Annotated in this window: 18 protein-coding genes and 4 tRNA genes; 14 read left to right on the top strand and 8 right to left on the bottom strand. The window is 65.6% G+C overall.

What is annotated here, in order from left to right; genetic code table 11:
• Window positions 1–184 precede the first annotated feature (184 nt).
• The 6 genes from cysS (at window position 185) to QEP15_RS17140 (ending at window position 6,051) form a co-directional block, all read left to right on the top strand.
• Window positions 185–1,639 carry a cysteine--tRNA ligase gene (cysS, locus tag QEP15_RS17165; protein WP_056323521.1) on the top strand — a complete coding sequence of 485 codons (1,455 nt, stop codon included), beginning with the start codon at window positions 185–187 and terminating at the stop codon, window positions 1,637–1,639.
• Between the two features lie 20 nt (window positions 1,640–1,659).
• On the top strand, window positions 1,660–2,304 hold the full coding sequence (locus tag QEP15_RS17160; protein WP_056324588.1) for a DNA-3-methyladenine glycosylase family protein: 645 nt from the start codon (window positions 1,660–1,662) through the stop codon (window positions 2,302–2,304).
• Between the two features lie 36 nt (window positions 2,305–2,340).
• The gene (locus QEP15_RS17155) at window positions 2,341–3,306 is read left to right on the top strand and encodes an acetyl-CoA carboxylase carboxyltransferase subunit alpha (protein ID WP_056323524.1); all 966 of its coding nucleotides are present in this window, start codon (window positions 2,341–2,343) and stop codon (window positions 3,304–3,306) included.
• Window positions 3,307–3,452: 146 nt separating this feature from the next.
• A complete protein-coding gene (gene tilS, locus QEP15_RS17150) occupies window positions 3,453–4,439 on the top strand; it encodes a tRNA lysidine(34) synthetase TilS (protein WP_371825593.1) in 987 nt (328 codons plus the stop codon).
• A gap of 164 nt (window positions 4,440–4,603) precedes the next feature.
• Complete coding sequence (locus tag QEP15_RS17145) at window positions 4,604–5,869, top strand: aspartate kinase (RefSeq protein ID WP_056323526.1); 1,266 nt, start codon at window positions 4,604–4,606, stop codon at window positions 5,867–5,869.
• A gap of 89 nt (window positions 5,870–5,958) precedes the next feature.
• Window positions 5,959–6,051, top strand: a tRNA-Ser gene (locus QEP15_RS17140).
• Window positions 6,052–6,189: 138 nt separating this feature from the next.
• On the opposite strand, the gene mnmH is transcribed toward QEP15_RS17140, so the two are convergent.
• Window positions 6,190–7,236, bottom strand: coding sequence for a tRNA 2-selenouridine(34) synthase MnmH (mnmH, locus tag QEP15_RS17135; protein WP_180098268.1), 1,047 nt, complete (start codon window positions 7,234–7,236; stop codon window positions 6,190–6,192).
• Between the two features lie 172 nt (window positions 7,237–7,408).
• Here mnmH and QEP15_RS17130 point away from each other — a divergent pair.
• Window positions 7,409–7,485, top strand: a tRNA-Arg gene (locus QEP15_RS17130).
• A gap of 136 nt (window positions 7,486–7,621) precedes the next feature.
• Window positions 7,622–7,698, top strand: a tRNA-Arg gene (locus QEP15_RS17125).
• 247 nt (window positions 7,699–7,945) lie between these two features.
• Here the strand turns inward: QEP15_RS17125 and QEP15_RS17120 are convergent.
• The gene (locus QEP15_RS17120) at window positions 7,946–8,179 is read right to left on the bottom strand and encodes a DUF3079 domain-containing protein (protein ID WP_217618495.1); all 234 of its coding nucleotides are present in this window, start codon (window positions 8,177–8,179) and stop codon (window positions 7,946–7,948) included.
• 164 nt (window positions 8,180–8,343) lie between these two features.
• Between QEP15_RS17120 and QEP15_RS17115 the strand changes: the two genes are divergently transcribed.
• Window positions 8,344–8,420: transfer RNA gene (locus tag QEP15_RS17115), tRNA-Arg, on the top strand.
• A gap of 138 nt (window positions 8,421–8,558) precedes the next feature.
• On the opposite strand, the gene QEP15_RS17110 is transcribed toward QEP15_RS17115, so the two are convergent.
• Window positions 8,559–9,155, bottom strand: a complete 597-nt coding sequence (locus QEP15_RS17110) for a short chain dehydrogenase (RefSeq protein ID WP_280147764.1) — start codon at window positions 9,153–9,155, stop codon at window positions 8,559–8,561.
• A gap of 133 nt (window positions 9,156–9,288) precedes the next feature.
• Here QEP15_RS17110 and QEP15_RS17105 point away from each other — a divergent pair, with 133 nt between their 5' ends.
• Complete coding sequence (locus QEP15_RS17105) at window positions 9,289–10,173, top strand: LysR family transcriptional regulator (protein WP_280147763.1); 885 nt, start codon at window positions 9,289–9,291, stop codon at window positions 10,171–10,173.
• A 10-nt stretch (window positions 10,174–10,183) separates the two neighbouring features.
• On the opposite strand, the gene QEP15_RS17100 is transcribed toward QEP15_RS17105, so the two are convergent.
• From QEP15_RS17100 to QEP15_RS17090, 3 genes are all read right to left on the bottom strand, one after another.
• A complete protein-coding gene (locus tag QEP15_RS17100; protein ID WP_172802127.1) occupies window positions 10,184–10,432 on the bottom strand; it encodes a hypothetical protein in 249 nt (82 codons plus the stop codon).
• A 95-nt stretch (window positions 10,433–10,527) separates the two neighbouring features.
• The gene (locus tag QEP15_RS17095) at window positions 10,528–11,130 is read right to left on the bottom strand and encodes a helix-turn-helix domain-containing protein (RefSeq protein WP_152385000.1); all 603 of its coding nucleotides are present in this window, start codon (window positions 11,128–11,130) and stop codon (window positions 10,528–10,530) included.
• Window positions 11,131–11,240: 110 nt separating this feature from the next.
• The gene (locus QEP15_RS17090) at window positions 11,241–12,065 is read right to left on the bottom strand and encodes an SIR2 family NAD-dependent protein deacylase (protein WP_280147762.1); all 825 of its coding nucleotides are present in this window, start codon (window positions 12,063–12,065) and stop codon (window positions 11,241–11,243) included.
• Between the two features lie 169 nt (window positions 12,066–12,234).
• Here QEP15_RS17090 and QEP15_RS17085 point away from each other — a divergent pair, with 169 nt between their 5' ends.
• Together QEP15_RS17085 and QEP15_RS17080 are read left to right on the top strand one after the other, a co-directional pair.
• Window positions 12,235–12,849 carry a cysteine dioxygenase family protein gene (locus QEP15_RS17085; protein ID WP_152384998.1) on the top strand — a complete coding sequence of 205 codons (615 nt, stop codon included), beginning with the start codon at window positions 12,235–12,237 and terminating at the stop codon, window positions 12,847–12,849.
• A gap of 81 nt (window positions 12,850–12,930) precedes the next feature.
• Complete coding sequence (locus QEP15_RS17080; protein ID WP_175155920.1) at window positions 12,931–13,695, top strand: IclR family transcriptional regulator; 765 nt, start codon at window positions 12,931–12,933, stop codon at window positions 13,693–13,695.
• On the opposite strand, the gene QEP15_RS17075 is transcribed toward QEP15_RS17080, so the two are convergent.
• Both QEP15_RS17075 and QEP15_RS17070 read right to left on the bottom strand, forming a co-directional pair.
• Window positions 13,604–15,262, bottom strand: coding sequence for an FAD/NAD(P)-binding protein (locus QEP15_RS17075; RefSeq protein WP_280147761.1), 1,659 nt, complete (start codon window positions 15,260–15,262; stop codon window positions 13,604–13,606). The two genes, QEP15_RS17080 and QEP15_RS17075, sit on opposite strands and share 92 nt — an antisense overlap.
• Window positions 15,259–16,227, bottom strand: coding sequence for a Bug family tripartite tricarboxylate transporter substrate binding protein (locus QEP15_RS17070; RefSeq protein ID WP_056323564.1), 969 nt, complete (start codon window positions 16,225–16,227; stop codon window positions 15,259–15,261). The genes QEP15_RS17075 and QEP15_RS17070 overlap by 4 nt, the downstream gene beginning before the upstream one ends.
• A 311-nt stretch (window positions 16,228–16,538) precedes the next feature.
• Here QEP15_RS17070 and QEP15_RS17065 point away from each other — a divergent pair, with 311 nt between their 5' ends.
• Both QEP15_RS17065 and QEP15_RS17060 read left to right on the top strand, forming a co-directional pair.
• Complete coding sequence (locus QEP15_RS17065; protein WP_180098273.1) at window positions 16,539–17,708, top strand: CaiB/BaiF CoA transferase family protein; 1,170 nt, start codon at window positions 16,539–16,541, stop codon at window positions 17,706–17,708.
• Window positions 17,705–18,424 (top strand): enoyl-CoA hydratase/isomerase family protein, encoded by a 720-nt coding sequence (locus QEP15_RS17060; protein WP_056323570.1) that lies wholly within the window; start codon window positions 17,705–17,707, stop codon window positions 18,422–18,424. Before QEP15_RS17065 ends, QEP15_RS17060 begins: the two co-directional genes overlap by 4 nt.
• The last annotated feature ends 14 nt before the right edge of the window (window positions 18,425–18,438 follow it).

Genomic DNA, 18,438 nt, shown 5'->3' with positions numbered 1-18,438 from the left:
CGCGAACCCGCCTGCCGAAGTGCAATGGGACGACCCTGAACAAAGTGCAATGGGACGACCCTGAACAAGGGAAGCCCCCTGCAAACGGGTCGGCACTGTAAATGGGGCGGCACGCGTCGGCGGATCTTCCGCCGATTGCAATTTTCCGAACCGCCACGGAACACTAATCGAAGCCTATCGCGCCATGCTGCAAATCTACAACACGTTATCGCGTACCAAAGAACCGTTCAAACCGGCCCAGGCCGGCCAGGTGCGCATGTACGTGTGTGGCATGACCGTCTACGACTTCTGCCATCTGGGCCACGCTCGCATGCTGGTGTCGTTCGACGTCGTGCAGCGCTGGCTGCGCGCCAGCGGCCTGGCTGTCGACTACGTGCGCAACATCACGGACATCGACGACAAGATCATCCGCCGCGCGGTCGAGACCGGCCGCCGCATTGGCGAAGTCACCGAGTTCTATATCGACGCGATGCACGCCGACGAGCGCGCGCTGGGCGTCGAATCCCCCGACCGCGAGCCGCGCGCCACGCAATACGTGGGCGAGATGCTCGACATCATCGGCAAGCTCGAACAAAACGGCCTGGCCTATCAAGCCGAAGACGGCGATGTGAACTACGCCGTGCGCGGGTTTGCCGGCTACGGCAAGCTGTCCGGCAAGACGCTGGATGACCTGCGCGCCGGCGAGCGCGTGGCCGTCGGCTCCGGTAAGCGCGACCCGTTGGATTTCGTCCTCTGGAAGTCCGCCAAGGCCGAGGAACCGGCCGACACCAAATGGGAATCGCCCTACGGCCTGGGCCGGCCGGGCTGGCACATCGAGTGCTCGGCCATGAGCAAGTCGCTGCTGGGCCTGCCCCTGGATATCCACGGCGGCGGTCCGGACCTGAAATTCCCGCACCATGAAAACGAGATCGCGCAGACCGAAGGCGCGTTCGGCGGCACGCTGGCCAACATCTGGATGCACTGCGGCCCGCTCATGGTCGATTCGGACAAGATGTCCAAGTCGCTCGGCAACTTCCGGACCATCCGCCAGACCATTGCCCAAAGCGATCCGGCAGCCGACCAGTCCGATTACGCGGTGAACCCGCGCGAAGCCGAAATGGTGCGCTTTTTCATCGTGCGCAACCACTACCGCAGCCCGCAGAACTACACGCCGGATAACCTCGTCGACGCGCAGAACGCGCTGGATCGCCTGTACCAGGCCTTGCAGAACGTGCCGGCCGACGACCAGGGCATCGACTGGAACGAGCCGCAGGCGCAAGCCTTCAAGGCGGCCATGGACGACGACTTCAACAGCTCGGGCGCCGTGGCTGCGCTATTCGAACTGGCCTCCGAGGCCAACCGTACCAAGAGCGCGCGCAGCGCCGGGCAGATGAAGGCGCTTGCCTCGCTGCTGGGTCTGCTGCAGCAAGCCCCGGCCGCCTACTTCCAGTCCGCCACCCGCTACTCGGCGGCCGCCATGGAGCAGGGCGCGCGCAGCACGCTCGACGCCGACGCCATCCAGGCCCTGATCGACGCGCGCGCGGCCGCCAAGGCCGCCCGGAACTTTGCCGAGGCCGACCGCATCCGCGCCGAACTACGCGATGCCGGCATCGAGCTGGACGACAAACCGGGTGGCCTCACGCAATGGCGCCGCGCGTGACCAAGCAGGATACGCCGGCCATGTCCACCGCAGATCTCGACATTCCCAAGCCTGAATATTGGGAAGCCGCCGTCGCGCACTTGATGCGCCGCGACCGCATCCTGAAAAAGATCATCCCTCAGCACCCCGAGGTCTGGCTGACCTCGCGGGGCACGCCGTTCATCACGCTGGCGCGGGCGATCATCGGGCAGCAGATTTCCCCCAAGGCGGCCGATGCCGTCTGGACCAAGTTCATCGACGCCGTGGGCAAGCGCCCCACGCCCGTCGCCGTGCTGCGCGTGGGCGTGGACGGCCTGCGCAAGGCCGGACTGTCCCAACGCAAGGCCGAATACGTGCTCGACCTGGCCGTGCATTTCGGCGAACGCCGGGTCCATCCCGAGAAATGGGCGGCCATGGACGACGAGGCCGTCATTTCTGAACTGGTCGCCATCCGCGGCATTGGACGCTGGACGGCGGAGATGTTTTTGATTTTCAATCTACAGCGGCCTGATGTCCTGCCGCTGGATGATCCTGGGTTGCTCAAGGCAATCTCGCTACACTATTTCAGCGGCGAGCCTGTCTCTCGCTTCGAGGCTCGCGAAGTCTCGTTGGCGTGGCAACCCTGGCGTACCGTGGCAACCTGGTATCTGTGGCGCAGTCTGGAACCGACGCCGGTCCAATACTGACGCAAACCAGGCAGCCCATCTACGGAACCACACTACATGCGCAATACATTTCTGGAATTTGAACAGCCGCTCGCCGAGCTTGAGAACAAGATCGAGCAGCTGCGCTATGTGCAGGCCGATTCGGCGGTAGACATCTCCGATGAAATCGGACGTCTGCAGCAGAAGAGCCAGACGCTCGCCAAGGAGATCTACGCCAAGCTCACGCCCTGGCAGACGGCGCTGGTCGCGCGCCACCCCCAGCGTCCCTACACGCTGGACTACGTGCGCGAAATGTTCACCGACTTCCATGAACTGCATGGCGATCGCATGTATGCCGACGACCAGTCCATCGTGGGCGGCCTGGCGCGCTTTAACGGCACGCCTTGCATGGTCATCGGCCACCAGAAGGGCCGCGACACCAAAGAGCGCGCCGCGCGCAACTTCGGCATGCCGCGTCCCGAGGGCTATCGCAAAGCCCTGCGCCTGATGCGCCTGGCCGAAAAATTCGGCATTCCCGTCTTCACGTTCGTGGACACCCCCGGCGCCTACCCCGGCATCGGCGCCGAAGAGCGCGGCCAGTCCGAAGCCATCGGCCACAACCTGTACGCCATGGCTGAACTCAAGGTGCCGGTGATCTGCACGATCATCGGCGAAGGCGGTTCGGGCGGCGCGCTGGCCATTGCCGTGGGCAATGCCGTGCTGATGCTGCAATACGCCACCTATGCCGTGATTTCGCCCGAAGGCTGCGCCTCGATCCTCTGGCGTAGCGCCGACAAGGCCCCCGAGGCCGCCGATGCGCTGGCCATCATCGCACCGCGCCTCAAGGACCTGGGCCTGGTGGATCGCGTCGTCAACGAACCCGTGGGCGGCGCCCACCGCGACCCCCGCGTCATGGCGCGCCTCTTGCGCCGCGCGCTCGGCGACGCCCTGCGCCAGCTTCAGGGCCTGACGCCCGAACAGCTCGTCGAGCAGCGCGTGCAGCGCGTGCTCTCGTACGGCGCCTTCCAGGAAGTGCGCGCGTAAAGCGGGCAGGGCGCCGGCCCCCCAGTGCCGGCGCCGCGGCCCCCGCGCCCTCTGCCATGACCGACGTCCCGCCGCCCGGCATCTCCCCTCGGGCCGACGCGGGCGGCAGCTTCTCCTTGCCTCTTTGCGCCGCGCTTGCCGCGGCGTTGCGTCAGGCGCTCACGGCATTGCCCGAGCGTCCGCGCCGCATCGCCGTCGCCTTCAGCGGCGGGGCGGACTCGGCCATGCTTGCCGTGCATGCAGCCGCGGTTGCGCCGGCGCTTGGCATCGAGGTGCTGCTATTCCATGTGCATCACGGCCTGCAGGCGCAGGCGGACGCATGGGCGCGGCATGGCCAGGACCTGGCCGCACGGCTTGCGCTGCCGCTGCATGAAGCGCGCGTCCAGGTGGAGCCGGCCGCCGGCAAGGGCATCGAAGCCGCCGCACGCGACGCGCGCTATGCCGCACTGGCCGGGTTGGCGCGTCAGCACGAAGTCCATCACATCCTCCTTGCCCACCACCGCAACGACCAGGCTGAAACCGTGCTGCTTCGCCTGCTGCGCGGCACCGGACTGGCCGGCATGGCCGCCATGGCGCCGGTAGCGCAGCGCGATGGCGTGACTTATTTACGGCCGTGGCTGGAGCGGGATCGCAGCGAGATCCTGGGCGCGGCGAACGACCTCGAAGCCGCCATCGGCTGGCGCGCCGTGCAGGACCCCACCAACGCCGATCCGCGCTACACCCGCGCCGCGCTGCGCGAATTGCTGGCGCCTGTGCTGGATGCGCGCTGGCCCGGCTGGCGCGCCATCGTCGCGCGCCATGCGCGGCACATGGCAGAGGCGGCCGAGATCCTGGACGAAGTCGCGGCCGAGGATTTTGCGCGGCTGGACCCCAGCCCTGATGGCGTGAGCTTTTCGCTACAGGCATGGCGCGGTCTGTCGCCCGCCCGGCAGGCGCACGTGCTGCGCCATTGGCTGGCGCGCAACGGCGCCCGCATGCCGACCGATGCGCGCATGGCCGATCTGTTGCGGCAGTTGCGGGGGCTGCACAGCCTGGGCCACGACCGCCAGTTGCGGGTGGAGCAGGCCGGCCATGTGGTCCGGTGCCATCGCGGCCGCGTGTGGGTCGAGCCCCGGGACGGTTCGGATTCGTAATCGGGGCGCGGCGATGCGGTATCGCCGGTTTCAACGTGCCTGCCAGCGATTTTGCGCGCGGAATGGACATAAATTTGCGCAATCTGCGCAAATTTTTACCGTCGCGCTAGAATATATGGTTTTGCCCGTCAACACTTGCGGCGGGTGTCCAGCCAGAGTACGAGATGTCCCTGATCGTTCACAAATATGGCGGTACTTCGATGGGCTCGGTCGAGCGCATCAGAAACGTGGCGCGTCGCGTCGCAAAGTGGCACGCCGCCGGCCACCAAGTTGTTGTTGTCCCGTCCGCCATGGCGGGCGAGACCAATCGTCTGCTGGGTCTGGCGCGCGAGATTTCGCCCCAGCCCGACGGCCGCGAGCTCGACATGATTGCCGCCACCGGCGAGCAAGCCAGCAGCGGCCTTCTGGCCATTGCGTTGCAGGCCGAAGGCGTGCCCGCGCGCAGCTATGCCGGTTGGCAAGTGCCCGTGCGCACCGATTCGTCGTTCACGAAAGCCCGCATCACGTCCATCGACGACGCCCGCGTGCGCGCCGACCTGGACGCCGGCCGCGTGGTCATCGTGACGGGCTTTCAGGGCATCGACCCCGACGGCCACATCACCACGCTGGGCCGCGGCGGCTCCGACACCTCGGCCGTGGCCGTGGCGGCTGCCATCAAGGCCGACGAATGCCTGATCTACACCGACGTGGACGGCGTCTACACGACCGATCCGCGCGTGGTGCCCGAAGCGCGCCGCATGGCCGTCGTTTCCTTCGAGGAAATGCTGGAAATGGCTTCGCTGGGCTCCAAGGTCCTGCAGATCCGCTCGGTCGAATTCGCCGGCAAGTATCGTGTTCCGGTCCGGGTCCTGTCCTCGCTGACCGACCCCCTTATCCCGCTCGAGGAAGAAATGGTCTCGGGCACGCTGATTACTTTTGAGGAAGACGAAAAAATGGAAGCCGCCGTTGTCTCCGGCATCGCCTTCAGCCGCGACGAAGCCAAAATCACCCTGCTGGGCGTTCCCGACAAACCCGGCATCGCATTCTCCATCCTGGGCCCCGTCGCCGCCGCCAACATCGACGTCGACATGATCGTGCAGAACCAGTCCGTCGCCGGCACGACCGACTTCTCGTTCACCGTGAACCGCAACGAATTTGCGCGCGCCGTGGACTTGCTCAAGCGCGAAGTCATCCCCGCGGTGGGCGCGCGTGAACTGTCCACCGACGAAAAGGTCGCCAAGGTCTCCATCGTCGGCATCGGCATGCGCTCGCACGTCGGCGTTGCCAGCCTGATGTTCCAGACGCTCTCGCAAGAGGGCATCAACATCCAGATGATCAGCACGAGCGAAATCAAGACCTCGGTCATCATCGACGACAAGTACATGGAACTGGGCGTGCGCGCGCTGCACAAGGCCTTCGGTCTGGACCAGGCGCCCGCCACCAAGGTCTGACGAATCAGGTCCGGCACGATTTTTTTGCGTGAATGCCCGAAACGCGGGCGAGAGCCAAAAAAATCGTGCTAGAATCTCGTTCTCTTTTCGGAGACGTGCCCGAGAGGCTGAAGGGGCTCCCCTGCTAAGGGAGTATGTGGCTAAAAACTGCATCGTGGGTTCGAATCCCACCGTCTCCGCCAAAGACACTTGCACCAGTGACACAAGGTTGCCTCAAGACCCGCATAGCTTATTGCTCTGCGGGTTTTTTGTTTTGTGCGGTCCACTGCGGTCCACTGCGGGCCGCAGTTGTGCCGACGCAAAGCAAGGCGCGCTGCGATTCACCCCAGCCTGTCGATCAGCGTTTGTGCCTGCTCGATCACATCGGCGTCATTCGGCCGGAAATCCAGCCGCTGGGCCCGTGGCAGATTCACGAAGTGCGACTGCGAGCTGCGCGCGTATGCCGGGTCGTAGTGGCGGTCGATGAGTTCGCGCGCGAGGTCTTCGCGGCGGCCTTCGTCCACCAATGTCATCCAGCCCTTGATGGTGTCGCGGCTGTGCAGCCCGACCATGCGCTGCAATTGCGCCTTTAGCCAATCCGGCGTGTCAAAGAGCTGCGCATAATCCTGTTGCAGGAAGCGCGCGCGGTCTTCGCGGCTGGCGCGTACGTCAATGCATTGGCCGTGATGCATGGCACGCAGCAGCGATGCGGGAATTTCCACCGCGCCGATCTTGCGGCTTTCGGCTTCGATGAACACCGGCTGGCTGGCATCGAGTTCGCGCAGTCGCACCGCAAGCAGCGTGTCGAAGCGCTTTTGCGTGGGCTGCTCAGCGTGCGGCCATGCGCCCAGCAGCGAGCCGCGGTGCGAGGCAAGCGCTTCCAGATCCAAGGTCTGCGCGCCTGCTTCGCGCAAGGCGTGCAATAGCCGCGTCTTGCCGCTGCCGGTGGGGCCGGTCAGCACGACAAGGCGCAGTGGTTGCGGCAGCGTTTGCAGGTCGTCCAGCGTGGCGCGGCGGTAGGTCTTGTAGCCGCCGTCCAGTTGCCGGGCGCGCCAGCCGATCATATTGAACATCAGCGTCATCGATCCCGAACGCTTGCCGCCGCGCCAGCAATACACGAGCGGACGCCATCCTTGCGGGCGGTCCGCGAAGGTGGTCTCCAGATGGCGGGCGATGTTGCGCGCGACGAGGGCCGCGCCTGCGCGGGAGGCTTCGAACGGCGAAACCTGCTTGTACATCGTGCCGATCAGCGCGCGTTCTTCGTTGTTCAGCACCGGTGCGTTGCAGGCGCCAGGAATGTGGTCGTCGGCGTATTCAAGCGGCGTGCGCACATCGATGATTTCGTCGAAATCATGCAGCCTTTCCAGGCTGACAAGCAGGTGTTTCACGAAGACCGCCTCGGTGGAAGAATCGGAAGATTTTCGCACGCGGTGCGTGGGCGATGGGTTGGAGGGCAACTGAAGGTGCACAGACAAGCGGACTCGGGATAGACAGGCCAGCGTGCCATCCGACTTGCGCAACCTTCGAAACAACGCTATTATTCAAGGCTTGCTTTTTCAAGCGCCCGTAGCTCAGCTGGATAGAGTACCTGGCTACGAACCAGGGGGTCGTAGGTTCGAATCCTGCCGGGCGCGCCAAGTTATTTCGCGATTGTTTGCGCTATGCGCAATGTCTGCGAGACCGATGAAAAAGCAGGGTCTGTAGTGAAGAGAAGTTATGCGTCACTACAAACATGGCACGATTATTCTGATATAATTTTGCCTCTTTGCCGGAGCGCCCGTAGCTCAGCTGGATAGAGTACCTGGCTACGAACCAGGGGGTCGTAGGTTCGAATCCTGCCGGGCGCGCCAAACCATCACGGTTTAAACATCGCGATGTGAATGCGGCAAAGAAAATTGCAGTAAAGAAAGTGCAGTAAACAAAATGGAAAGGCCTTTGATCTTGCATCGAAGGCCTTTTTGTTTTGGTGCGCGGTTTTTTATGCGTGGGTCGGTAGTGCCGGTTGCCGATAATGCTTGTGCTTGCTACTTGCCCCGCACGGCAACATCGCAAACGTGCAGGGCGGCAGTGCCGGGCTTCCTGCCCGATCAATGCCGATCAATGCGCGGCGCTTTCTTCCGCGTTTTCTTTCTCTGCATCCTTCGATTTTTCGTCCGCGTCGTCGAAGCCCCAATCTCCGAACAGATACCAATCTTCGCCCAGCGATTCCGCCGGGTGCATGGTGCGGCCAGAGCCGTTGCCGCAGGCCATGGAGTCGGTGGAACAGTAGCGGTCGCAGCCCCAGCAGATGCGTTCGGGGTGCTTGGGGTGGAGGGGAAACTTCTTGGCCATGCTGTCTGCCTGATGTTCTTGTTGAACTCAGCGTACTGCTGCCGGGGCCTGCGATTCATTGACATCGCGCAAATGCGGGGTCGCCACGTGTGCCGAGTCCCGGTTTAAACGGGGTCGATTTGCATGGTGTGATTCTTTCGTGTTATAAACACGCCTCTTTCGGGGCGCCCGTAGCTCAGCTGGATAGAGTACCTGGCTACGAACCAGGGGGTCGTAGGTTCGAATCCTGCCGGGCGCGCCAACTTATTCGAGATCATGCTGCACAGCGTGGTTTCCGCAGGAAAACCGCAGCAATGCGGACGCGAAAAGCGGCTTGATGAATTCATCAAGCCGCTTTTTTTTCGTGGCGCGGATCACTGGCGCGGATCACTGGCGCGGCTCACCACACGCGGTACACGCGTCCCGTCTGCGCGCCTTCGACGCTGCGGCTGAAGGCCAGCGCCACGCGGCTGGCCGGGGCCGCCTCGAAGCCCTGGAAGTAGGGGCCGTAGCTGTCCAGCGACTCCTGCAGCACGGTAGGGCTGACCGCGTTGATGCGGATCCCTTGCAGTTCGACTGCCGCGCCGCGCACGAAGCCGTCGATGGCGCTGTTCACGGCGGCGGCGTTGGCGCCATTGCGAATGGGCTCGTCGCTCAGGATGCCGCTGGTCAGGGTGATCGAGCCGCCCGCGTTGACGTAGTGCTGGCCGATGAGGGCCAAGTCGACCTGTCCCAGCAATTTGTCATGCAGGCCAATCTTGAACTGTTCCGCCGTCATGTCGGCAAGCGGGCCGAAGTGCAGGCTGCCGGCGGCGGACACGATGGCGTCGACCTTGCCAACCCGTTCGAAGAGGTCGCGAATGCTGTCGCTGCGGGTCATGTCGACCTGATATTGGCCGCGGCGCTTGCCCACCGCGATGATGTCGTGACGTTGGCCCAGTTCGCGGGCGACTGCGCTGCCGAGCGTGCCATTTGCGCCGATGAGGATGATCTTCATGTAGTTCTCCGTGGAATGCCGTTTGGGGTGGCCGCCGGCGGGTCCGCCAGCGCATGAACGCATTCTGCGCGTCGCATTCCGCAAGAAAAATCCTAGAATTGTCGGATCAGTCAACACTCAGGGTACGGAATCCATGGATCGGCTGCTTAGCATGGAAGTCTTCGTGGCGGTGGTCGAGCTGGGCAGCCTGACGGCCGCCGCGGCGCAGCTGGACATGTCGCCCGCGATGGCCGCCAAGCACGTCAAGGGGCTGGAAGACCGGCTGGGACTGCGGCTGATGAACCGCACGACGCGCCGCCAGAGCCTGACCGAGGCGGGACAGGCGTACTTTGCGCGGTGCAAGGCGATCCTGGCGGACATTCGCGATGCGGAGCAGGGCGCCGAGGCGCTGCGGTCGGCCCCGCGCGGCCATTTGCGCATCACGTCGTCGGTGTCGTTCGGGTCATTCGCGCTGGCGCCGGTGATCGCCGATTACCTGTCGATCTATCCGGACGTGAGCGTGGAACTGTCGTTGAGCGATAACGTGGAAAACGTGGTGGCATCCCGCTTTGACGTGGCGCTGCGCATTGGCGAGCCCGCGGATTCGGGTCTGGTGGCGCGGCGTATCGGGCTTTATCAGATGATCGTCTGCGCCGCGCCGGCGTATCTGGCGCGCTACGGCACGCCCGCCACGCCTGGCGATCTGGCCCGGCATCAGTGCCTGGATTTTTCGCATTGGAGCCGGCGCACGGGCTGGCGGCTGGGCACGGATGAGGGCGGGGAAATGGGGTATCCCACGGGGCGGTTCGTGTCGAACAATGGGCAGGCGCTGCGGCAGGCGGCGCTGGCCGGCTTTGGTATCGTGCTGCAGCCCGAACTGCTGCTGACTGACGACGTGCGCGCCGGCCGCCTGGTGCCGATCCTGCAGCCTTATTGGCCGGTCGCCCGGCCCATCATGCTGTTGTATGCGAAGGATCGCCAGGCGCCGCCCAAACTCACGACCTTCGTGGATTTCGTGGTGACGCGATTTGCGCGGTAGCGGTAGGGCATCAGGCGCGTCGTCGGTCCACCGCCGTCAGGGATGTGCCGCTTTTGAGAAGCTGATAGGTCTGGCCGCCCAGCCACGCGACCTTTTCACCGGAGCTGGTGCGGCAGACGCAATGCGTCTTCGGGTCAAAGCGTGGCGTGCCCAGCGCGGAATACGCATCGGGATCGGAAACGAAACGTTCGATGCGATACAACGTGCCATCCGGCGATGTGGCGAGCACATCGGTCAATCGTCTTGCGGTGCCGAGCATATTCAATACCTCCATGCGCGGGCCGTCAGGTGTCGGCGCCAAAGTCGTCTGAACAATTCACGGCGGGAGCGCAAGGCAATGCCTTGCGCGCGACGCTAATGAAACTGTCCTCCTAACAATGAATCATCGAGTTGGTCTGGCGATACGCCCAGGGCCGCCGACACGCGGTCAAGTATGACCTGCCGGGGCCGCGGGCGCGGCCGTTCCAACTCGATATAGATGGAGTGATCGACGCCAAGCCGGGCAGCCATGTCAGCAGTGCTGATGTTCAGATGCTCGCGCCAGGCGCGTATCAAGCTCCAATCGTTGCCGGTTTTTAGATTGACTACAGCTGGCGGCAGGCGCGCCTTGGCCCCTGCAACTTTCTTGCGAGAGGCGCGCGGCGCGGATGCCGCCTTTTCATCGCCCGGGACCGCGCCGCTGTGCCGCGATTCGCCCCGGGGTGTGGTGTGTGCCGTGACGGCAAGAAAGATGGCGCCGCCGTTCAGTTGGCGATACTTGTCGTTGCCCATCCAGCACAGCGTTTCGCCGTTGTCGAGCTTGCATTCGCAATCCAGGTGGGTATTGCTGGGCATGCCTTCGAGCTTGGCGATGGTTTCCGTGGTCGTGGCGTGACGCACCACACGGTGCAGCACACCGTCCGGCGAACGTACGAAGACGTCAGGAAGTCTCCAGGAAAACGGAATGATCATCTCCACAAACGAAGCCCATTACACCACTGTATAGCGCCGATGTAATGGTGAATTTGAGGGTTTTCCTGGAAGTGTCGCGCAAGTGTCATAGGCGTGTGGTTGGACGCCACGGATGCTCACAAAACCTCGCGGCCGCCCGGTGTTGCCGGCGTGGCCGGCAGGCCTGGCGTGAATTGCGCCGCCGCCAGCACGGCGGGCATGATCTGGGCCGCGGCGCCGCGCAGGTTGTGATGGGCGATCGCGTCCAGCGGCGTTGCGGCCGGGTTGACCTGCACGACCGTGGCGCCGCCCGCGACGGCCAGCCGCGGCAGTTCGGCCGCGGGATATACGAGGGACGAGGTGCCGATGCTGAAAAGCAGGTCGCACTGCTGCACGGCAAGGGTGGCGTCACGCCAGGCCTGCGCGGGCAGGCTTTCGCCGAACCAGACGACGCCGGGCCGTACCGGCGCGCCGCACTCCGTGCACGGCGGCGGCGCCAGGCGCCGGCCGGCGTCGGGCTCTTGCGGCAGGCCGGTGGCAAACGCTTGCGGAGCGCCGCAGCGCGAACAACGCGGCGCATGCAGGCTGCCGTGCAGATGCGTGACCGCGCGGCTGCCCGCGCGCTCGTGCAGGTCGTCCACGTTCTGCGTGATGACGGCCAACGCCGGGACATGGCGCGCCAGCGCCGCAATGGCGTGGTGTGCGGCGTTGGGCGCGGCGCGCAGGACCTGCGCGCGCCGCCATTCGTACCAGCCCCATACCAGGTCGGGATGTTCGCGAAATGCTTCGGGCGTGGCCAGCGCCTGGGCGTCAAAGCGCGACCAGAGCCCGGTCAGGGCATCGCGGAACGTGGCGATGCCGCTTTCGGCGGACACCCCGGCGCCCGTGAATACGACGACGCGGCGCGCGCTGCGCAGGGCCTGCGCCAGCGCGGGCGGAATATCGTGATGCGTGTTTTTCATTTCCAACCTTGCAGACAGTTCGATACGCTGCACGCGCCGGCAAGGCGCTGTCAAGGGCGCGCACGCGGCGCTGCGCGGGGCGGCAAGCGGGACGCGCGTGCGTCCGCGTCCTGAATCGTGGATACTGTTTTTTCAATCTGGGATTTCATCCCGCCTTGGAGAGCTGAGAATGCCTGAATCGAACACCGGCCTGGAACGGCTGCGCCGTTTTATTGCCACTGCGACGCGGCTGGCTTCGCCGCAGGGGCTGGACCAGGGCCCCGAGCTGGCGGCGGCGTTCGGGGACCTGGTGGGGCACGACGATTGGCTGCCCCACGCCTGTACCGCCCCGCATCCGCAGTTCTACCAGCAGTACCTGCTGCATTGCGATCCGCTGGAGCGATTCTCGCTGGTGAGCTTCGTGTGGGGGCCGGGCCAGTCCACGCCCGTGCACGATCACGAGGTCTGGGGCTATGTGGGCATGCTGCGCGGCGCGGAGATCAATCAGCGGTTCACGCGTAATGCGGACGGCCGGTTGGCGTTGGCGGGCGAGGCGACGACGCTTCGCCCGGGCGACGTCGAGCGCCTGTCGCCGGCCGAGGGCGACATCCATCGCGTGTCCAATGCCTATCCGGATCGGGTGTCCATCAGCGTGCACCTGTATGGCGGCAATATCGGCGCGGTGTCGCGTCACGTGTATGACCCCGATACCGGCCAGGCCAAGCCGTTCGTCTCGGGCTATTCGTCGCCTAGCCTGCCCAATCTGTGGGATCGGTCCGCCGCCGTGCGCGCCACGCTGGGCTAGCGTATCCGCCGGGCGGAATTTGCTGTTCCCGCACCGCGTCCCGTGCTATGTTCCCGTCCTAAATATTAGGAAAAATCACGAATGGACAAGACGCTGCTCAAAGGGCTGATGGTGTTGGAAGCCGTGACCGATGTGGACAATCCGCCGCGCACCATCGACGCGCTGGCGGCCCGCGTGGGTCTGACCCGCAGCAATACGCATCGCACCTTGCAGACGCTGATACACGCCGGCTACGTGATCAAGGACGACGACGGCGGCGGTTACCGCGGGGCCGTGCGCCTTTTCGAACTGGCGGCGCGGCAACTGGCGCAACTGGACGTGCGCAAACTGGCCGCGCCCCACATGCGCACGCTGGCGGACCAGACGGGCGAGACCGTGCACCTGTCGGTGCTGGATGGCTTTGACGTGGTGTATGTGGACAAGATCGACAGCCCGCAACCCATTCGCGCGTACTCGATGGTGGGCGGCCGCGCGCCTGCCTATGCGGTGGCGACCGGCAAGGCGCTGCTTGCGTATCAGCCCGAGGGTTACGTCGAACGCTACGCGGAGCAGATGTTGCGGCACACCCCGTCCACCATCGTGTCCATGCCGCTTTTGAAAGACGAGCTGCGCAAGATCGCGCGCGCCGGTTACGCGGTGAACCGCGGAGAGTGGCGCGAAGGGGTGGGCGGGCTGGCGGTGACGGTGTTCAACAGTCTGGACCAGCCCGTGGCCGCGGTGGGCATCTCTGGCCCCCTGGATCGCCTGAGCGCCGCTAGGATGAAGCAGCTTGCGCCGGATGTGGCGGCCTGTGCGCAGTCCATCTCTCAGGGAATGGGCTATCGCCGCGGGTTTCTGGATCAGTGAGGGGCGTGGCGCGCAGGGTGGCCGCGATCCGCTCGGCCTGATCGCGCGCCAGGCGGGCATTGACGTCCATGGACGTGGTCCAGAAGTAGGTGCCTCCGGCCAGGCTTCCCAGCACCGAGACGCCAGCCACGTGCTGGCCGGCGCCATTTATCAGGCAGCCCGTGTCGTAGTCCAGCGTGAGTCCGCCGTGCGGATCGGCCTGCGCGTGGCCCTCGCGCAGCAGTTCAGACACCAGCGGATCGTCCGTGCGCGCTGCGTCCACCGAGAAGCTCGTGGCGTTGATCAGATGATGGCTCAGGTGTTCGATCTGGCCGTCCGCCGTGCGCAGCCGCGTGCGGAACAGGCCCCTGGCCGGATCGTGTTCGCAGCCGGCAAAGCCCGCCGCAACGCTGAGCTGATTCGCGCCAAACAGTGCCTGCAATTTCAAGGCGTTGCGCATGGGAAAGGTTGCGCGCCGGGCCATCCATAGCGATCGCCATTGCGACTGGAAGCGGCGCCGTTCGGTATCGGGCAGCAAGTGCCAGATCTGATCGACCGCCGCGTTGGTGGCCGCGGCCACCGCCTGCCACGGGCGCGGGGCGGCGGACGACCGGCGGATCTCGTCTTCCAGCGCGGATCGCGCGTCGCCGTCCATGCCCAGCACCTCGTCGGGGTCCAGAGACCCCTGCAACGCCAGCACTTCGTCGCGCAGGGCTTGCCAGATGATGTCCAGCGTAAGCGTTCCCCCGTGCTGAGCGGCCAGGGCGAGGGCGCCGTCTCGGCTCAGGCGTTGCAGCGTGTCCGGGGGACGGTTGTGCGGGCTGCGCACGGACGGCAAGCGGCCGTTGCGCGACACGCACAGGATCGGGCCTTGGTGTCCGGCCTGTTGCAGTGCGGCCACGGCGTCCACCGCGCTCAGGCTGGTGCCGACGATGCACACGGACGCATCGGGTGCGATGTCCTGCGCAAGCGCCGACACTGGATACGGGCTGTTGAAGAAACCGGCCACGCCTTCCAGCGAGGGGAACGCCTGCGAGGGCAGGTTGCCGTTGCACAGCACGGCGTGGCGCGCGTGGCGCAGCGGGCCGTGTGCGAGCTGGATGATCGCGCCGCCGTCCGGCTGGGGCGCCACGCGGTGCACGCGGCTGCGCACGTGTTCCAGCGTCACGCCAAGGGACCGGGCGAGCTGGCGGCAGCGTTCGTAGACCGCGCCCATGTAGGCGCCGAAGAGCGGACGCGGCAGAAAGTCGGCCGGATCGATCGCGGTGACGCCGTAGCCGCCGAGCCAGCCGGCATCCTGAGCGCGCAGCCAGTCGACAAAGTCCAGCCGATGGTCGGCGCGCGCCGACATGTTGCCGGCGGGGATGTTGAGCAGGTTGCTGCGCAGGTCGTCCTGGTATGCGCCGCCCGGGCCGGGCACAGCCTGCGGTTCGAACAGATGGATCACCGGCGGCCGCGCCTCCCGCACGGGGGGCGCGGCCTGCAGCGCCAGCAGGAACTGATACAGGAAGCTGACGCCGACCGAGCCGCCGCCGACGATGGCCAGGTCGATTGCGGCCGGCCGGCCCGATGCGGGGGCGGGCGTCATTTCGCCACCGACAGGCGCACCACGTCGGCCCAGCGCGAGGTTTCCTGCTTGAGCATCCGGCTGGTGTCGGCCGGGGTCGTGGCGATGGCGTCGGCGCCGAGCTTCAAGGCGGCCTGCTGCACGGAGGGCATCGCGGCGGCGCGGCGCATCCCGTCCGACAGCTTCTCGACGACCGCGGGCGGCGTGCCCGCCGGCGCGAGCAGGGCGTACGTGGTGGCGACCGAATAGTCTTTCACTCCCTGTTCCATCAGCGTCGGCAGGTCGGGCAGCGCCGTTGCGCGCTTGGCGGTCGTGACGCCCAAGAGGCGGATCTTGCCGCTGGCAACCTGCGGCAAGAGGGCGGGCAGGGTTTCGATGACCATGTCGATCTGGCCGCCCAGCAGATCCGTGATGGCCGGTCCGCTGCCACGGTAAGGCACGTGCATCAGCCGCGTGCCGGTCACCGCCTGGAAGAGTTCGCCCGCCATGTGCTGCGAGGTGCCCGGGCCGGCCGATCCGAACGTGATCGTGCCGGGTTTGCTTTTGGCCAGCGCAATCAATTCCTGCACGTTCTTGGCGGAGATCTTGCTGCTGTTGACCGCCACCGCCATCGGCATGCTGGTGGCCATCGACACGCCGACGAAGGCCGTGCCGAAATCGTAGCCCGGCTTGTCGGGCATGGCCGCGTGGATGGCGTGGCTGCCCACGGCGCCCATCAGCAGCGTGTAGCCGTCGCCCGCGGACTTGGCGACGAACTCCGCGCCGATCTCGCCACCCGCGCCCGCCTTGTTTTCCACGACCACGCTCTGGCCGAGAAAGTCTCCCAGATGCTGCGCATAGATGCGCGCGGCGGCGTCCGTTGCACCACCCGGCGGAAACGGCACCACCATGCGCACGGGTTTCGTTGGCCAGTTGTCCGCGGAAGCGGGATTGGCCGACAGCGCCAGCACCGTGCTGGCCAAGGCAATACGCCACAACAGTCTCATGCAAGTCTCCTCGGTGGATGGGCCAGCATGCGACAGGCGCCGTGCGTATCGCCGGCGACTTGACCGCTGCAGTCCTCTTTTACTAAATCCTAAAATATAGGATCGACGTTCCAATAAATGGTTTACGTAGAATTCCACACGGTGCTATGCTGGTCAACAATTAACCGCGACACCTAGGGATTGCACTAGGCTTAGCCAGGAAATCAACGACTTCCCGTCTTTGTCGGACTGGATGATGCCACCGTTGAAAGCCGCGTCTTATACTGTTTTTCTTATCCCAAATATTGAATTTTCATAACGAGAGGTCAGGCATGACACCCAGTTCGGCGCTAACCGGCATCACAGTGCTGGAGATTTGCAACGTCGCGGCGGGACCTTTTTGCGGCATGTTGTTGGCGGACATGGGCGCGGACGTCATCAAGGTGGAGCACCCCGAAGGCGGCGATACGCTGCGCAGCTGGCCGCCCATCTCCGATGGCTACAGCGAGAACTTCGCTTCGCTCAACCGCAACAAGCGCTCGGTGACGCTGAACCTGAAGGATCCCGGCGACGTGGCCTTGGCGCGCGAGCTGGCGCTGCGCGCCGACGTGCTCATCGAAAACAACCGGCCGGGCGTGATGGATCGGTTGGGCCTGGGATACATGCAGCTGCGCGAGGCCAATCCGCGCCTGGTCTATTGCTCGATCTCCGCCTATGGCCAGTCCGGACCGCGCTCGCAGGAAGGCGGCTTTGACCTCACCATCCAGGCCATGAGCGGGATCATGAGCGTGACGGGCGAGGCCGGCGGCGAACCCGTCAAATGCGGCGTGCCGCTGGCCGACTTTTCGGCCGGGCTGTATGGCGCGTTCGCCATCGCGTCTGCGCTGCGCGCGGCGCAGGCAAGCGGGCAGGGCACGCACATCGACGTGCCGATGCTGGGCGCGACGCTGGGCATTGCTGCGTTGCAGACGTCCGAGTTCTTCGGCAGCGGCAAGGATCCCGTCAAGCTGGGGTCGGCGCACCCGCGCAACGCGCCGTATCAGGCATTTCGCTGCAAGAACGGGTATTTCGGCATGGCCGCCGGCAACCAGGCGCTGTGGAAAGCCGTGTGCGCCACGGTGGGGCGCGACGACCTGCTGGCCGATCCGCGCTTTACCGACACCAGCGCACGCGCGCGCAACCAGACCGCGCTGCGCGACATCCTGGAAGCGATCTTTGCGGAACACGAGGCGCAGGAATGGCTGGCGCGTTTCCGCGCGGCCGGCGTGCCGTGCGCGCCCATCAACACGTATTCCGAGGTGCTGGACGATCCGCAGGTCGCGCACATGGGCTGGGTCCAGCCGCTTGAGCTGCCCAACGGCGTGCAGACGCGCACGTTCGGGCTGCCGGTGCGGTTCGACGGCGAGACGACGGCGCTGCGGCGCAGGCCCCCGGCGCTGGGCGAACACAACGACGAAGTGCTGGGGCCGCTGCGTGCGGGCGGCAAAGGGAGCGCGGCATGAGCGTCCTGCGTATCGACAGACAAGGGCCGCGCCACGTGCTGACGCTGGCGCGCCCCGAAAAGATGAATGCGCTGTCGGCCGACCTGGTCGAGGCGCTGATCGCGGCGCTTGACGAGGCCGAAGGCCAGGGCGCCAAGGTCATCGTGCTGCAAGGCGAAGGCAAGAATTTCAGCGCGGGCTTTGACTTCGGCGATTGGCAGACGCAGAGCGAAGGCGATCTGCTGCTGCGCTTCGTGCGGATCGAAACCCTGCTGCAGCGGCTGGCGGCCTCGCCGTGCCTGACCGTCGCGCTGGCGCACGGGCGCAATTTCGGCGCGGGCGTGGATGTGTTCGGGGCTTGCAAATGGCGCGTCAGCGCGCCGGACGCCACGTTCCGGATGCCCGGCCTGAAGTTTGGACTGGTGCTGGGCACGCGGCGGTTTGCGTCGCTGGTGGGCGCCGAGCGCGCGCGCACGGTGCTTGAACAGGCCGCCACGTTCAATGCCGAAGACGCCTTGCGCGACGGCTTTGCCAGCCGGCTTGCGGCGCCGGCCGACTGGACGCGGATCGGCGACGAGGCGCTGGAAACCGCCGGCGCGCTCACGGACGACAGCCGCGTGCAGCTTTACGCCGCGCTGTCGCAGGAGACGCCGGACACGGACCTGGCACGGCTGGTGCGCTCGGCATCGGCGCCGGGGCTGAAGGACCGCGTGGCGGCATATCTGCAGGCGCGCTAGGCGCGCCCCATCAA

Source organism: Achromobacter mucicolens (genome assembly GCF_029866465.1).
GTDB lineage: Bacteria > Pseudomonadota > Gammaproteobacteria > Burkholderiales > Burkholderiaceae_B > Achromobacter > Achromobacter mucicolens.
The sequence above is the reverse complement of the archived record's forward strand: the minus strand, read 5'-3'. Positions and strand labels throughout refer to the sequence as shown.